The following is a 14,516-nucleotide window of genomic DNA, read 5'->3' as shown; positions in this document are numbered from 1 at the left end:
TGCGGGCCTCGGTGATGAGGGTGTCGGCCTGCGCCGCGGCGTCCGAGCGGATGCGGTTGGCGTCCTCCCGGGCGTCCGCCCGCGTACGGGCCGCCTGCTGGTCGGCCTGCGCGATGGTGTCCGAAGCCTCCGTGCGCACCCGCTGGGCGTGCTCGGCGGCGTCCGAACGCACCCGCTCGGCCTCCGCGACGGCCTCCGCGACCGTGTGCTCGGCGAGCGCCTTGGCGGCCTGCGACTCCTCGTTCGCCTCCCGGCGCAGCCGCGCGGCGTCCTCGCCCGCCCGCTCCCGCTCGGCGTAGGCGTCGGTGCGGACCCGGTCGGCCTCCTCCTGGGCCTCGCGGCGGGTGCGCTCCGCGGCGTGCTCGGCCGCGCTGCGCAGCCCGGCGATCTCCTCCTGCGCCTGCTCGTGCAGCCCGGCCACGGAGTCCCGCACCTGCTGCGCGTGCTGCTCGGCCGCGGAGACCATCTCGGAGGCGCGCCGGTCGGCCTCCTCGACCAGCCGGGTCGCCTCGGTCTGCGCCTCCTCCACGCGCGTGCGGGCCGCGGCCAGCAGCTCCTCGCTCTGCGCGCGGGCCCGCTCACGCTCCTGATCGGCCTCCTGGCGCGCCGAGCCGAGGAGTTCCTCGGCCTCCCGGCGGCGGCGGGTGGCCTCCTCCTGTGCGGCGGCCAGCGTCTCCGACGCCTCCGCCGCCAGCCGCTCGGCCGCGGCCTGCGCCTCGGCGCGCAGCCGGTCGGCGCTCTCCTGCGCCTCCGACTTCAGCCGCTCCGCCTCGGCCGCCGCCTCCGAGCGCAGCCGTACGGCGACGGCCTCGCCCTCCGCGCGGGAGGCGGAGGCGTCCGCGGCGGCCTCGGTGCGCAGCCGCTCGGCCTCGGCCTCGGCCTGCTGCTGGAGCGTACGGATCCGCTCGGCGGACTCACCGCGCAGCCGCTCGGTCTCCTCGGCGGCCTCCCGGCGGATGCGGGCGGCCTCCTCGCGGGCGTCCGCGAGGGCCTGCTCGGCCGCGGCGAGCCGCTCCTGCGCCCCCGACTGAAGACGGGTCAGCTCCTCGGCGGCCTCCGCCTGCCGGGCGGCCATGGCCCGCTCGGTCTCCTCGCGCAGCTCCCGCGCGGCCCGCTCGGCGTCCGCCTTCAGCGCCTCGGCCTGCTCGGCGGCCTCCTCGCGGTGCCGTTCGGCCTCCGCACGGGTGCGCTCCAGGGCCTCCTCGGCCTGCCGGCGCAGCGTCGTGGCCCGCTCGATGGCCTCGGTGCGCACCTTCTCGCTGTCCGCGGTCGCGGTCTTGCGCAGCTCGTCGGCGTCCGCCTTGGCCTTGGCCAGCAGTTCCTCGGCGGTCTTGGCCGCCTCGTCGATCTGCTGGACGGCCTCCTTGCGGGCCTCGGCGCGGATCTTCTCGCCCTCGGACACCGCGCCGGCGCGCAGCTGCTCGGCCTCGCCGCGCAGCCGGCGGGCCTCCTCCTGCAGCTCGACCGTCTTGGCCCGGTACTCCTCGGTGTCGTCCTTGGCCGCGCCCTTGAGGTGCTCGGCGATCTCGTGCGCCCGGGCGCGCAGCCGGTCCGCCTCGGCCTCGGCCTCGGTGCGGATGCGCTCGGCCTCCTCGGCCGCGGCCTTCCTGGTCTGCTTGGCGTCCTCGGACGCCTTGTTGAGCACGTCCTCGGCGGTCTTGGCCGCCTTGGACAGCTGGGTGGCGGCTTCCTCGGCGGTGACGCTGCGGGCCTTCTCCACCGCCTCGGCGAGCAGCTTCTCCGCCTCGGCGCGGGCGTCGGCGATGAGCTGCTCGGCCTCCGCCTTGGTGGACTCGGCCTCCTTGGTGGCCTCGCTGACCAGCCGGGCGACCTGCTCCTTGGCGGTGCGCGTGCGGGTCTCGTTGGCGGCCTCGGCGCCGGCCAGCGCCTTGGCGGCGGCCTCCTTGGCCTCGGCGAGCAGCTTCTCCGCCTCGGTGCGTGCCTCGCGCAGCGCGGTGTCGGCCTCCGCCATGCGGGCTTCCGCGGTGCGGCTGAGCTCCTGCGCCTGACGGCGCGCGGCCTCCGCCTCGCCGGCGGTGGAGGTGCGCAGCTGCTCGGCGTGGTCGGTGGCCTCCTGGGCCTGTGTGGAGGCGGCGTTGAGCAGCCGCTCGGCGTCCGCGCGGGCGCGGCGCAGGATCTGCTCGGCCTCGGCGCGGGCCGACTCGGCCTCGCTGGTGAGCCGCCGGCGGGCCTCGGTGGTCAGCCGCTCGGCCTCCGCGCGGGCGGTCGCCAGGGCCTGCTCGGCCTCGGCGCGGGACTCTTCCATGAGCCGGCGGGCCTGCGCCTCGGTGCGGGCGCGCAGCTGCTCGGCCCACGCGACGTTCTCGTTGACGTGCGACTCGACGGTCGCCCGGCGCTCGGCCAGCTCCTGGTCCAGCTGCTGGCGGCGGGTCACCGCCTCCTGGTGCAGCTCGGCCTGCAGCCGCGCGGCCTGCTCGGCGTGTTCCTGCAGGATGCGCTGGGTCTGGGCGCGGGCCTGGCTCAGCTCGCGCTCGGCGTCGGCGCGGATCTGGTCGGCCTGCATCTGGGCCTGGCGCAGCAACTGCTCCGCCTGGTAGCCGATGTCACCGCCGTCGAAGGCGGGCCGGGACATGATGGTGCGGCGCGCCTCGTGAAGCTTGGCGCGCAGCACCTCGACCTGGTAGCCGAGGTCCTCGGCGTGCTGGATCGCCTTTTCCCGCTCGGTCTTCAGCCGTTTCATCTCGGCTTCGAACCGAGTGAGGTGGTCGACGTCAGCCGCCGGCTCCCGCTCCTGGCTCTCGTAGCCCCGCACTGCGCGGTCCCATCCGTCCCCTGGTCGCAAGTCTCTCCAACGAGCACCGTCCATCCGCCGAACGGGGCCCCCGGGTGAATGGTGTCAGATGAACGGCGGAGCATGGGCTGCTGCCCCGTCGCTCGCCCCCTGAACCGGACCCCCGGACTGGTCCCGCCGGTGAGGGAGGGACCGGGTCGCCGCAGGGTTGGGCGGCGACCGCACCCAACCCTACCGGCCCTTATGTACGAGGGTCAGTGCTCGTCCGACTCAACAGGGGCCGAAGTGACCAGTTCTGTCAGCACGCCGTGGCAGTCCTTGGGGTGCAGGAAGGTGATCCGGGAGCCCATGGAGCCACGGCGCGGCTCGTCGTAGAGGACCCGGACGCCCTTGCCGCGGATGTCCTGCGCGTCCGCGTCGACGTCCGCCGTGCCGAAGGCGATGTGGTGAACGCCCTCGCCGTTCTTCGCCAGCCACTTTCCGACCGCGGAGTCCTCGCGGGTCGGCTCCAGCAGCTGGAGGTAGGAGGCGCCGCCGTCCGACGTCTCGTTGATCTTGAGCATGGCCTCGCGCACGCCCTGCTCCTCGTTGACCTCGGTGTGGAACACCTCGAAGCCGTACGTCGCCCGGTAGAACTCGACGGTGGCGTCGAGGTCGTGGCAGGCGATCCCGATGTGGTCGATTCGCGTCAGCATGGTGTTAGTGGAGCGCTCCCCGCATGGTTACGCAACGTGCGCGCGATCACACCGACGGCCCGGTGACGGCACGGAGTGCCACTCAGTACATTCGAAGTAAACCCTCGTTCACTCCTCGGCCCTGCGGGCCGGTAAGGGGATCGCAGCTCATGGCAACTGCAACCAACAGCTCGGTGATCGTCGCGGGCGCGCGGACGCCCATGGGGCGACTGCTGGGCTCTTTGAAGTCCTTCTCCGGAGCCGACCTCGGCGGCTTCGCGATCAAGGCCGCCCTCGACCGTGCGGGGATCGGCGGCGACCAGGTGCAGTACGTGATCATGGGCCAGGTGCTCCAGGCCGGCGCGGGCCAGATCCCGGCGCGCCAGGCGGCCGTCAAGGCGGGCATCCCCATGAACGTCCCGGCGCTCACCATCAACAAGGTCTGTCTGTCCGGCCTGGACGCGATCGCGCTCGCGGACCAGCTGATCCGGGCCGGCGAGTTCGACATCGTCGTCGCCGGCGGTCAGGAGTCCATGACCAACGCCCCCCATCTGCTGCCGAAGTCCCGTGACGGCTTCAAGTACGGCGCGGTGCAGATGCTGGACGCGATGGCCCACGACGGCCTGACCGACCCGTGGGAGGCCATCCCCATGGGCGAGTCCACGGAGAAGCACAACACCCGCCTCGGCATCGGGCGCGCCGAGCAGGACGAGATCGCCGCCCTGTCCCACCAGCGGGCCGCGGCCGCGCAGAAGAACGGCGTCTTCGAGGCCGAGATCACCCCGGTGGAGATCCCGCAGCGCAAGGGCGACCCGGTCCTGTTCAGCAAGGACGAGGGCATCCGCGCGGACACCACGGCCGAGTCCCTCGGCAAGCTGCGCCCGGCGTTCTCCAAGGACGGCACGATCACGGCCGGCACCTCCTCGCAGATCTCCGACGGCGCGGCCGCCGTGGTCGTGATGAGCAAGGCCAAGGCCGAGGAGCTGGGCCTGGACTGGATCGCCGAGATCGGCGCCCACGGCAATGTCGCCGGCCCGGACAACTCGTTGCAGTCGCAGCCGTCGAACGCGATCGCACACGCCCTGAAGAAGGAGGGGCTGGAGGTCTCCGACCTCGACCTGATCGAGATCAACGAGGCCTTCGCGGCGGTCGCCGTGCAGTCGATGAAGGACCTCGGCGTGTCCACGGAAAAGGTGAACGTCAACGGCGGCGCGATCGCCCTCGGCCACCCGATCGGCATGTCCGGCGCCCGCCTGGTGCTGCACCTGGCGCTGGAGCTCAAGCGCCGGGGCGGCGGGGTCGGCGCGGCCGCGCTGTGCGGCGGTGGCGGCCAGGGTGACGCGCTGATCGTGCGGGTACCCAAGGCCTGAGCAGTCCGTATATTCGTACGATCTTGATCTGAACGGAGCTGTGATGCAGGACGTCTCCTCGCTGGTGGCCCAGGCCAGGGAAGGCCGGCCGCGTGCCGTGGCCCGGCTGATCTCCCTGGTGGAGGGGGCGTCCCCGCAGCTCAGGGAGGTCATGGCGGCGCTGGCCCCGCTGACCGGCAACGCCTACGTCGTCGGCCTCACCGGCTCGCCCGGCGTCGGCAAGTCCACCTCCACCTCCGCGCTGGTCACGGCGTACCGCAAGCAGGGCAAGCGGGTCGGCGTCCTGGCCGTCGACCCCTCGTCCCCCTTCTCGGGCGGCGCCCTGCTCGGCGACCGGGTGCGGATGTCGGAGCACGCCTCCGACCCCGGCGTCTACATCCGCTCCATGGCCACCCGGGGCCACCTGGGCGGCCTCGCCTGGGCCGCGCCGCAGGCGATCCGCGTGCTGGACGCGGCGGGCTGCGAGGTGATCCTCGTGGAGACGGTCGGGGTGGGCCAGTCGGAGGTGGAGATCGCCTCCCAGGCCGACACCTCCGTCGTCCTGCTGGCCCCCGGCATGGGCGACGGCATCCAGGCGGCGAAGGCCGGAATCCTGGAGATCGGCGACGTGTACGTCGTCAACAAGGCGGACCGGGACGGCGCCGACGCCACCGCGCGGGAGCTGAACCACATGCTGGGCCTCGGCGAGGCCCGCGCGCCGGGGGACTGGCGCCCGCCGATCGTCAAGACGGTGGCCGCGCGCGCGGAGGGGGTCGACGAGGTCGTGGAGGCCCTGGAGAAGCACCGTGCGTGGATGGAGGAGCACGGGGTGCTCGCGGAGCGTCGGCGGGCCCGTGCGGCCCGCGAGGTCGAGACCATCGCGGTGACGGCTTTGCGGGAGCGGATCGGTGACCTGCACGGGGACCGTCGGCTCAGCGCGCTGGCCGAGCGGATCGTCGGCGGCGAGCTGGATCCCTACCGGGCGGCCGACGAGCTGGTCGCCGGTCTCACCGAGGGCTGAGCGGGTTCGCCCACCAGCTCGGGCCATGACGTTTTCCGGCGCGTGCGGGTGGTAGGCGGGCTGGTCGCGCAGTTCCCCGCGCCCCTTCGGGGCGCTTGGGGAACCCTTGCGACCAGCCCGCCTCGCGTTCGCTCAGGGGCGGCCGCGTTGCGTCCGCAAGTGGTCCGCGATCGGCCTGAGGGACTTGTCCAGTTCCGTCAGGGCCTCCGGGGCCAGCAGGTCGATGAAGTGGCGGCGCACCGAGTCCACGTGGTGGGGTGCGACCTTCTTCATCGTCTCCATGCCGTGCTCGGTGAGGACGGCATACAGCCCGCGCCGGTCGGACTCGCAGTTCTCCCGGCGCACGAGGTCGGCGTTCTCCATGCGCGTGATCTGGTGGGAGAGCCGGCTCTTGGACTGCAGCGTGGCGGAGGCGAGGTCACTCATCCGCATCCGCCGGTCCTCCGACTCGGAGAGATTCACCAGGATCTCGTAGTCGTTCATCGTCAGGCCGAACGGCTGCAGATCCTTTTCGAGCTGGTACGTCAGCAGCCTGTTGACCTCCAGATGGGTACGCCAGGCACACTGCTCCGCATCCGTCAGCCACCGCGTGGCCGTCTCGGTCTCCATGAATGAAGTCTACCTAAGAAGTTGAAAGGCGAACTACTGAGGGTGGTGTGACAGTGCGCACGCGTTCGACGTCACACTCCGCAGACTACCGCTCACAGCCCGAAGCGACGCTGGAGGTCTCCCAGCTGTCCGGGAAGGCGCGGTACCCCGGACTGCCCTCCGGCCGAACCGTGCGCCCCGCCTCCCCCGGGTACCCCGGGCTCCGGTGGAACCGCCCCCGTGGCCTGCTCGGCCATGAGTGTTTCGGTCGACTGCAGAAGCACTGTTCCGGCGCCCACGAACTCGAACTGATGCTCCTCCCCGGAGACCCCGCCGAAGCCCGTCATCGCACGTAGACCGCCCAGTACGCCCGTCAGGTACCCGTGGTCGTAGTGATGGCACGGGGACGGGCAGTCGGCCCACCCGACGAGCGCCTGCGGGTCCACCCGGATCGGAGGTTCCATGAACACCACCGGCCCGTTAGATGCGGCCACGAACTTTCCGGTTCCGATGAGCGTCAGAAACCCCGGCACGATCGACTGCTTGAGCGACAGAGTTGGCTGAAAAGCGAGCAGATTGCCGGAGCGAATGGTCAGATTGCCGTCGTCCAGATCGTAGGAGTTGACATCGAAGGCCCGGTCGGCGAGCAGCATCCTGCCCGAGCCCTCGGCCACCACCCAGTCGCTCGCGTGCAGAGGCGAATGGAACGACGTACGCACCAGACGCTCCAGCCGGCCGTGCCCGATGCCGTTGAAATCGATCGCCCCGTAGTAGGCGATCATCTTCCCCTTCTGCAGGAACCACTGGCTCCCCTTGAGCTCCACGCAGAAGGTGTAGGCGTTGACGTTGTCGTCGGCGGGCAGGGTCGACGGGTCGTGCACGACCGGCCCGGCGCCGTAGGGGGTGCTCACAGCTTCTCCTCCGAGGCCTGGACGTAGACCGCACCGCTGCCGCTCAGCTCCAGCTGGAACGCCTCGCCGGAGCCGCGGCCCACCATGTCCCGCCAGCCGAGGGCGGTGGACAGCTTGTTGCGCACGTCGCCGTGGTGCGCGACGTAGGCCTGCGGGTCGACGTGCACCGGCCGCTGCGGGGTGATCGGGATCTCGAAGACGCCGCCGTGCGCCATCACGGCGACCGCGCCGTGTCCCTTGAGCGTCGTGGTGAACAGCCCCTGCCCGCTGACCTGGCCCCGGACCATGCCCATGACGCCGCCCTGCGCGCCCAGGAACACCGTGCCCTGCGTCAGGGTGCCCTCGAAGGCGAGCAGCCGGTCGGCCTCGACGTACAGCGTGTCGCCGGTGAGGCGGATGACCTGGACGTGGTGGCCGCCGTGCCCGAACAGCACGGTGCCACTGCCCTCGACCGTCATCAGCGGCGTCGCCTCGTTCGCCAGCCGCCGCCCGATCATCGACATGACCCCGCCCTGGCCGCCCTGGATGTCCGGCGTGAAGCTCACGTCGCCTCTGTAGGCGAGCATCGCGCCGCGCTGGCTGTACAGCCGCTGTCCCGGCACCACGGTCGCCTCGACCATCTTGGAGTTGATCTCGCGGAAGGTCATCTCAGACGTCCCCCGCGATCGTGTTGCGCTCGCTCGGCTGCACGTACACCAGCCCGTCCCCCTCGAAGCGGATCTGGAAGGCCTCACCGCCGCCCTCGCCCATGAGCGTGCGGAACGTCACACCGGACTGGAAGGACTGGCGCAGGTCGCCCTGGTGGGCGATGTAGGCGCCCGGGTCGACGCTCAGCGGGTACTGCGGCGACACCCGCAGCACCACCGCCGGCCCGTCGGAGGTGATCGCCGCCTGCCCGTGCCCCTCGACCGTCGTCGTGAACAGCCCGTTGCCCTGCGAGGCCCCGCGCAGCCCGGTGAACGTCGTGCCCGTCCTGAGGCCGGCGTCGGTCGCGAGCAGATTGCTCGACTCGACGTACAGCTTGTCCCCGCGGAGGGTCACCAGATTGATCTCCGACGCGCGGTCGGCGAACCAGCAGGTCCCCTGCCCCCTCACCTCCATCACCGTCATCTGCTCACCGGTGAGCCGCCGGGTCACCATGCCCCGCAGACCCTCCCCGCCCCCCGAGAGCTTCTTGAACGCCATCTGCCCGTCGTACGCGACCATCGAGCCGTTCTTCGCCTTCACGGCGTCCCCGGTCATGTCGACGGCGAGCACCTTGCTGCCTTGCAGTCGGAACATCGCCACGCAAGGAAAGTAGCGGCCGGGCGCGGGCCCCGGACAGGGCCCGTGGGGGGAGAGCGACCCTGAGCGGACCCCTACGGGCGCGGTTTGCCACAATGGGTGAACGCTTGTGCTTCCGTTCACAAATCGCAGTACGCCCACGACCGAAGGTGACCCGTGGACCTCAAGACAGCCTCCGCCATCCGCCGCCTCCGCCTGATCTCCGTGCCGGAGGGCATCTCCTGGATCGTCCTCGCGGCCTGCACGATCATCAAGTACACGGTCGCGTCCGGCTTCGACGTCGCCCCGGTGCTCGGCCCGATCCACGGCGTGCTGTTCGTCCTGTACGTGCTCTTCTGGCTGGACGCCTGGAACCGCACCAAGTGGAACGGCAGGAAGGCTGCCCTCTACTTCGCCTACTCGATCATCCCCGGCGGCGGTTTCATCGCCGAGCGCAGGCTGCGGCGTGAGTCCGAGGACGCCGTCATCGCCGCCCGGGCGCGCCAGGAAGGCGTGGTGAACGCATGATCGTCGCCTTCTCCGTGACGCCCCTCGGCGTCGGCGAGGACGTGGGGGAGTACGTCGCCGACGCCGTCCGCGTGGTCCGCGAGTCGGGCCTGCCGAACCGCACCGACGCCATGTTCACCTCCGTCGAGGGCGAGTGGGACGAGGTCATGGACGTCGTCAAGCGCGCCGTCGCCGCCGTCGAGGCGCGCGCCCCGCGCGTCTCCGTGGTCCTCAAGGCGGACATCCGCCCCGGCGTCACCGACGGCCTCACCTCCAAGGTGGAGACGGTCGAGCGCCACCTCTCCGACGGCTGACGGCTCAGCCGCCGCCCGCCGCCAGCGCCATCCCCAGCGGGGTCCGCTCGTACAGCACCTGATGGCCGTAGCGCCGCGCCGCCAGCAGACCGGCGTCGCGCAGCGTCGTCAGATGGGCGGAGACCGACGACGGGGCCAGGCCCAGGCGGTGGGCGAGCGCGGTCGTGGTCGCCGGGTCCTCCAAGGCCGCGAGGACGGCGGCCCGGCCCCGGCCGAGCAGCCGCGCCAGCGCCTCGGGCGCCCGGCCGTCCGGCTCCGCCCACAGACCGCCGATGCCCCGCGCGGGGTAGACGAGCGTCGGCTGCCACGGGGGCTCGAAGGTGCTGACCACGTCCGGCCAGCCGAAGACGCTCGGCATCAGCACCAGGCCCTGCCCGCCCAGATGCCGTTCGTGCTCGCCGTGGTACTCCACGGTGAGCGTCCCGGCGTGCCACCCGAAGCGCCGGTTGATCTCCGGCAGCAGCCCGCCCCAGGCCCACCTCGGCCAGCCGCCGGGAGTGGAAGGCGATGTCCGCCTCCAGCAGCGCCCGCAGCCGTGGCCAGTCCGGCGCCACCAGGGTGCGCCACACCTCCTCCATGGCGTCCGCCAGCTCCCGCACCATCCGCTCCGGATCCGCGAGCCAGGCCCGGCCGCACTGCGACTCCAGCGCGCCCGGGGTGTCCGCGAGCGAGCGGGCCGTGTCGGCGCGGGCGGCCACGGGATCGGCCGCGCGCACCGCGGCGATCTCCTCCTCGAAGCCGGCCGCGGGTCCGGCGGGCGGCGGGCACAGCCAGTCGGGGGAGTGGCCGCGCCGCGGCATGAGCAGCCACAGCCCGCTCAGGTCCAGCCCGTCGGCCGCCGCGCGGATCCTGCGCAACCACCGGGCGTGGTAGCCGTGCCGCTCGGTCCGCTTGAGCGTGCGGACGACCTCCTGCGTCTCCCACAGCGGCGACAGGGCGAACCGGCAGCGCAGGAAGTCGTCCTCCCCGAAGTGCAGTCGGGACGGCACGGGCACCTCCGCAAGATTCGGCCGGAGCCGAAAGCCTAGGGCGGCCACGGCCGCACGGCGACCCTGCTGTCCATGTCCGAACAGTCCCCGGCCGCCGCCGCGCCCGTCGGCTACCGCCACCTCTTCGCCGTCCGCGAGTTCCGTGCCGTCTTCGCCGCGCACGCCCTGTCCCTGCTGGGACTCGTCACAGCCGAGATCGCGCTGTCCGTCCTGGTCTACGACCGGACCGGCTCGCCCCTGCTCAGCGCGCTCACCTTCGCGTTCGGGTTCCTGCCCTACCTCGTCGGCGGGACGCTGCTCGCCTCCCTCGCCGACCGCCACCCCGCCCGGCGGGTGCTGGTGGTGTGCGACCTGGTGTGCGCGGCCTGTGTGGCCCCGATGGCGGCGCCCGGCACCGGGATCGCCGTGCTGCTGGGCTTGCGCTGCGCCCTCGCCGTCGTCGCTCCGGTCTTCCAGGGCACCCGGATGGCCACGCTCGCCGACATCCTGGGCGAGGGCGACCTGTTCGTGCTGGGCCGCTCCCTGCTGCGGATCGTTTCGCAGAGCGCCCTGCTCGCCGGGTTCGGCGTCGGCGGCGTCCTGCTCACCGCCGTATCGCCGCGGCACGCGCTGCTCATCACGGTCGCCACCTTCCTCGGTTCCGCGCTCCTGCTGCGCCTCGGCACGCGGCGGCGGCCCGCGCGGGCGCGCACCGGCGGGGCGCTGGTCGCCGACTCGCTGCGCGGCGCGCGGCAGGTGCTCGCGCACCGCGGGGTGCGCCTCCTGCTGCTCCTGTTCTGGCTCCCGCCGCTGTTCGCCGTCGCACCGGAGGCGCTGGCCGCGCCCTACGCCGCCGAGCTGGGCGCCGGCTCGGCGGGCCTCGGACTGCTGATGTGCGCGCTGCCGGCCGGCACGATCGCCGGTGAGGTCTTCGCCGGCGCACGGCTGCGCCCCGCCGTGCGCGAGCGGATCGCGCTGCCGCTGGTCTGCGTGACCCTGCTGCCGTACGCCGGATACGCCCTGCACCCGGGCCTCGCCGTCTCCCTGCTGTTGCTGGTGGCCTCCGGGGCCGGCGCCGCGTACACCCTGGGCCTGGACCAGTGGCTGGTGCGGGACGTGCCGGAGGAGCTGCGCGGGCGGGCGATGACCCTGCTCACGGCGGGTCTGATGACCGTGCAGGGCGTGGGCATGGCGCTGGCCGGGGTGGTGGCTCAGTTCGCCGGGGTCACCGCGACCGTCGCGGGCGCGGGTGTCGTGGGTACGGCGGTCTGCGCCCTGCCGGCGGCTGCGGCCCGCCGGACGCGCCGGGCGAACGCCCAGGGCCGGACGACCGAAAGGCGAGACGGGGCTGACCGCCATATGACCGGCGGGTAGGGTCTGATGACGTGCCCAAGCCTCTCAGCCTTCCGTTCGACCCCATCGCCCGCGCCGACGAGCTGTGGAAGCAGCGCTGGGGCAGCGTGCCGGCCATGGCCGCGATCACGTCCATCATGCGCGCGCACCAGATCCTGCTCGCCGAGGTGGACGCGGTGGTCAAGCCGTACGGGCTGACGTTCGCGCGCTACGAGGCGCTGGTGCTGCTCACCTTCTCCAAGGAGGGCGAGCTGCCGATGTCCAAGATCGGCGAGCGCCTCATGGTGCACCCCACGTCGGTGACGAACACGGTGGACCGGCTGGTCAGGTCCGGTCTGGTGGCCAAGCGGCCCAACCCCAACGACGGCCGCGGCACCCTCGCCTCCATCACCGGCAAGGGCCGCGAGGTCGTCGAGGCCGCCACGCGCGACCTGATGGCGATGGACTTCGGCCTCGGCGCGTACGACGCGGAGGAGTGCGGCGAGATCTTCGCCCTGCTGCGCCCGCTGCGCATCGCGGCGAAGGACTTCGAGGACGAGTGACACGGCACGAGTGACACCGGGCACGTGACCCCGGGCAAGATCTGCCCCGACCGGCGGTTACGCTCGAAGCCATGAAGAAGAGCGTGCTGACCCGCTACCGCGTCATGGCCTACGTCACGGGCGTGCTGCTGGTACTGCTGACCCTCGGCTGCATCGCCAAGTACGGCATCGACATGGACGGCGCGGACAGCTTCGTCAAGGTCGTCGGTATCGCGCACGGCTGGCTGTACGTCGTGTACCTGATCTTCGCGTTCGACCTCGGCTCCAAGGCGAAGTGGCCGGTCGGCAAGCAGCTGTGGGTGCTGATCGCCGGCACCATCCCGACGGCCGCCTTCTTCGTCGAGCGCAAGGTCAGCCGCGAGCTGGAGGCCAAGGTCACCGACCCGGCCCCCGCGGTCGCCGAGGCGTAATCCTCACCGCCGTACACCTGTGCGGCGGTTTGCCATCGACATTTACTAGGACGTCCTAGTAAATTCGAGGGTATGGACGCTGACGCCATCGAGGAGGGCCGCCGACGCTGGCAGGCCCGGTACGACGCCGCACGCAAGCGCGACGCTGACTTCACCACGCTCTCCGGCGATCCCGTGGAGCCGGTGTACGGCCCCCGGCCGGGGGACACGTACGAGGGCTTCGAGCGGATCGGCTGGCCCGGGGAGTACCCCTTCACGCGCGGGCTGTACCCGACCGGCTACCGAGGGCGGACGTGGACCATCCGGCAGTTCGCCGGATTCGGCAACGCCGAGCAGACCAACGAGCGCTACAAGATGATCCTCGGCAACGGCGGCGGGGGCCTGTCCGTCGCCTTCGACATGCCGACGCTCATGGGCCGCGACTCCGACGACCCGCGCTCGCTCGGCGAGGTCGGGCACTGCGGCGTCGCCATCGACTCCGCGGCCGACATGGAGGTGCTGTTCAAGGACATCCCGCTCGGGGACGTCACCACCTCCATGACCATCAGCGGCCCCGCCGTTCCCGTCTTCTGCATGTACCTGGTCGCCGCCGAGCGGCAGGGTGTGGACCCGGGGGTGCTCAACGGCACGCTCCAGACCGACATCTTCAAGGAGTACATCGCCCAGAAGGAGTGGCTCTTCCAGCCCGAGCCGCACCTGCGCCTCATCGGCGACCTGATGGAGTACACCAGCGCGAAGATCCCCGCCTACAAGCCGCTGTCCGTCTCGGGCTACCACATCCGTGAGGCGGGCGCGACGGCCGCGCAGGAGCTGGCGTACACGCTGGCGGACGGTTTCGGGTACGTCGAGCTGGGGCTGTCGCGCGGGCTCGACGTGGACGTGTTCGCGCCCGGTCTGTCCTTCTTCTTCGACGCGCACGTCGACTTCTTCGAGGAGATCGCCAAGTTCCGCGCGGCGCGCCGGATCTGGGCGCGCTGGATGCGGGACGTCTACGGCGCGCAGAGTGAGAAGTCCCAGTGGCTGCGCTTCCACACGCAGACCGCCGGTGTCTCGCTGACCGCCCAGCAGCCGTACAACAACGTCGTGCGGACGGCCGTGGAGGCGCTCGCCGCGGTCCTCGGCGGCACCAACTCGCTGCACACCAACGCCCTCGACGAGACCCTCGCGCTGCCGAGCGAGCAGGCGGCGGAGATCGCGCTGCGTACGCAGCAGGTACTGATGGAGGAGACCGGGGTCGCCAACGTGGCGGACCCGCTGGGCGGTTCGTGGTACGTCGAGCAGCTCACCGACCGGATCGAGGCCGACGCCGAGAAGATCTTCGACCGGATCAAGGAGCGGGGACTGCGCGCGCACCCGGACGGGCAGCACCCGATCGGGCCGATCACCTCCGGCATCCTGCGCGGGATCGAGGACGGCTGGTTCACCGGGGAGATCGCGGAGTCCGCCTTCCGCTACCAGCAGGCGCTGGAGAAGGGCGAGAAGCGGGTGGTGGGCGTCAACGTCCACACGGGGTCCGTGACCGGGGACCTGGAGATCCTTCGGGTGAGCCACGAGGTGGAGCGCGAGCAGGTGCGCTCGCTCGCCGGGCGGAAGGCGGCGCGGGACGAGTCCGCGGTGCGTACGGCGCTGGACGCCATGCTCGCCGCTGCCCGCTCCGGCACGAACATGATCGAGCCGATGCTGGACGCCGTGCGCGCCGAGGCGACCCTGGGCGAGATCTGCGGCGTACTGCGGGACGAGTGGGGGGTGTACACGGAGCCGGCGGGTTTCTAGCCGTACCGGTGACGTCGACGCCGCACGCCCCGGGAACCTGTGTGGTTCCCGGGGCGTGCGGCGTTGCGCGCCCGTGGAAGGCGGGCGCGCC

Annotated in this window: 14 protein-coding genes and 1 pseudogene; 8 read left to right on the top strand and 7 right to left on the bottom strand. The window is 72.1% G+C overall.

The window, feature by feature from the left end; all coding sequences use genetic code 11:
• Window positions 1-2,773 (bottom strand): polarized growth protein Scy (scy, locus tag ACF1GV_RS21315; protein ID WP_391683159.1); only part of this gene is annotated, 2,773 nt, incomplete at its 3' end.
• Between the two features lie 233 nt (window positions 2,774-3,006).
• A complete protein-coding gene (gene mce / locus ACF1GV_RS21310; protein WP_391683157.1) occupies window positions 3,007-3,447 on the bottom strand; it encodes a methylmalonyl-CoA epimerase in 441 nt (146 codons plus the stop codon).
• Window positions 3,448-3,596: 149 nt separating this feature from the next.
• Here mce and ACF1GV_RS21305 point away from each other — a divergent pair, with 149 nt between their 5' ends.
• Window positions 3,597-4,796, top strand: coding sequence for an acetyl-CoA C-acetyltransferase (locus tag ACF1GV_RS21305; protein WP_391683154.1), 1,200 nt, complete (start codon window positions 3,597-3,599; stop codon window positions 4,794-4,796).
• Between the two features lie 43 nt (window positions 4,797-4,839).
• Window positions 4,840-5,796 (top strand): methylmalonyl Co-A mutase-associated GTPase MeaB, encoded by a 957-nt coding sequence (gene meaB / locus ACF1GV_RS21300; protein ID WP_363262460.1) that lies wholly within the window; start codon window positions 4,840-4,842, stop codon window positions 5,794-5,796.
• Window positions 5,797-5,928: 132 nt separating this feature from the next.
• Here the strand turns inward: meaB and ACF1GV_RS21295 are convergent, their stop codons facing one another.
• The 4 genes from ACF1GV_RS21295 to ACF1GV_RS21280 form a co-directional block, all read right to left on the bottom strand.
• Window positions 5,929-6,405, bottom strand: a complete 477-nt coding sequence (locus ACF1GV_RS21295; RefSeq protein ID WP_363262459.1) for a MarR family transcriptional regulator — start codon at window positions 6,403-6,405, stop codon at window positions 5,929-5,931.
• A gap of 92 nt (window positions 6,406-6,497) precedes the next feature.
• Entirely contained in the window at window positions 6,498-7,295 is a 798-nt protein-coding gene (locus tag ACF1GV_RS21290) for an AIM24 family protein (protein WP_391683150.1), read from the bottom strand.
• Window positions 7,292-7,942 (bottom strand): AIM24 family protein, encoded by a 651-nt coding sequence (locus ACF1GV_RS21285; RefSeq protein WP_391683147.1) that lies wholly within the window; start codon window positions 7,940-7,942, stop codon window positions 7,292-7,294. Before ACF1GV_RS21285 ends, ACF1GV_RS21290 begins: the two co-directional genes overlap by 4 nt.
• Window position 7,943: 1 nt before the next feature.
• Window positions 7,944-8,576, bottom strand: a complete 633-nt coding sequence (locus ACF1GV_RS21280; RefSeq protein WP_391684018.1) for an AIM24 family protein — start codon at window positions 8,574-8,576, stop codon at window positions 7,944-7,946.
• Window positions 8,577-8,735: 159 nt separating this feature from the next.
• On the opposite strand from ACF1GV_RS21280, the gene ACF1GV_RS21275 reads away from it, so the two are divergent.
• Window positions 8,736-9,086 (top strand): DUF3817 domain-containing protein, encoded by a 351-nt coding sequence (locus ACF1GV_RS21275; protein WP_391683145.1) that lies wholly within the window; start codon window positions 8,736-8,738, stop codon window positions 9,084-9,086.
• The gene (locus ACF1GV_RS21270) at window positions 9,083-9,379 is read left to right on the top strand and encodes an MTH1187 family thiamine-binding protein (RefSeq protein WP_391683142.1); all 297 of its coding nucleotides are present in this window, start codon (window positions 9,083-9,085) and stop codon (window positions 9,377-9,379) included. Before ACF1GV_RS21275 ends, ACF1GV_RS21270 begins: the two co-directional genes overlap by 4 nt.
• Before the next feature lie 4 nt (window positions 9,380-9,383).
• Here the strand turns inward: ACF1GV_RS21270 and ACF1GV_RS21265 are convergent.
• Window positions 9,384-10,368 (bottom strand): annotated as a pseudogene (locus tag ACF1GV_RS21265) (DUF5937 family protein).
• A 72-nt stretch (window positions 10,369-10,440) separates the two neighbouring features.
• On the opposite strand from ACF1GV_RS21265, the gene ACF1GV_RS21260 reads away from it, so the two are divergent.
• The 4 genes from ACF1GV_RS21260 to ACF1GV_RS21245 all read left to right on the top strand — a co-directional run bounded on the left by ACF1GV_RS21260 (window position 10,441) and on the right by ACF1GV_RS21245 (window position 14,425).
• The gene (locus ACF1GV_RS21260; protein ID WP_391683139.1) at window positions 10,441-11,721 is read left to right on the top strand and encodes an MFS transporter; all 1,281 of its coding nucleotides are present in this window, start codon (window positions 10,441-10,443) and stop codon (window positions 11,719-11,721) included.
• A gap of 11 nt (window positions 11,722-11,732) precedes the next feature.
• A complete protein-coding gene (locus ACF1GV_RS21255; RefSeq protein WP_391683136.1) occupies window positions 11,733-12,242 on the top strand; it encodes a MarR family winged helix-turn-helix transcriptional regulator in 510 nt (169 codons plus the stop codon).
• Window positions 12,243-12,313: 71 nt separating this feature from the next.
• Window positions 12,314-12,652 carry a DUF3817 domain-containing protein gene (locus ACF1GV_RS21250; protein WP_391683133.1) on the top strand — a complete coding sequence of 113 codons (339 nt, stop codon included), beginning with the start codon at window positions 12,314-12,316 and terminating at the stop codon, window positions 12,650-12,652.
• 72 nt (window positions 12,653-12,724) lie between these two features.
• A complete protein-coding gene (locus ACF1GV_RS21245) occupies window positions 12,725-14,425 on the top strand; it encodes a methylmalonyl-CoA mutase (protein ID WP_391683131.1) in 1,701 nt (566 codons plus the stop codon).
• Window positions 14,426-14,516 lie beyond the last annotated feature (91 nt).

Source organism: Streptomyces sp. NPDC014006 (genome assembly GCF_043088925.1).
Classification (GTDB): Bacteria; Actinomycetota; Actinomycetes; order Streptomycetales; family Streptomycetaceae; genus Streptomyces.
The sequence above is the reverse complement of the archived record's forward strand: the minus strand, read 5'-3'. Positions and strand labels throughout refer to the sequence as shown.

Coding starts and splice junctions, on each gene's coding strand:
- ACF1GV_RS21305 (WP_391683154.1), top strand. CDS start 3,597: ATGGCAACTGCAACCAACAGCTCGGTGATCGTCGCGGGCGCGCGGACG.
- ACF1GV_RS21280 (WP_391684018.1), bottom strand. CDS start 8,576: ATGTTCCGACTGCAAGGCAGCAAGGTGCTCGCCGTCGACATGACCGGG.
- ACF1GV_RS21250 (WP_391683133.1), top strand. CDS start 12,314: ATGAAGAAGAGCGTGCTGACCCGCTACCGCGTCATGGCCTACGTCACG.
- ACF1GV_RS21285 (WP_391683147.1), bottom strand. CDS start 7,942: ATGACCTTCCGCGAGATCAACTCCAAGATGGTCGAGGCGACCGTGGTG.
- ACF1GV_RS21245 (WP_391683131.1), top strand. CDS start 12,725: ATGGACGCTGACGCCATCGAGGAGGGCCGCCGACGCTGGCAGGCCCGG.
- meaB (WP_363262460.1), top strand. CDS start 4,840: ATGCAGGACGTCTCCTCGCTGGTGGCCCAGGCCAGGGAAGGCCGGCCG.
- mce (WP_391683157.1), bottom strand. CDS start 3,447: ATGCTGACGCGAATCGACCACATCGGGATCGCCTGCCACGACCTCGAC.
- ACF1GV_RS21260 (WP_391683139.1), top strand. CDS start 10,441: ATGTCCGAACAGTCCCCGGCCGCCGCCGCGCCCGTCGGCTACCGCCAC.
- ACF1GV_RS21270 (WP_391683142.1), top strand. CDS start 9,083: ATGATCGTCGCCTTCTCCGTGACGCCCCTCGGCGTCGGCGAGGACGTG.
- ACF1GV_RS21295 (WP_363262459.1), bottom strand. CDS start 6,405: ATGGAGACCGAGACGGCCACGCGGTGGCTGACGGATGCGGAGCAGTGT.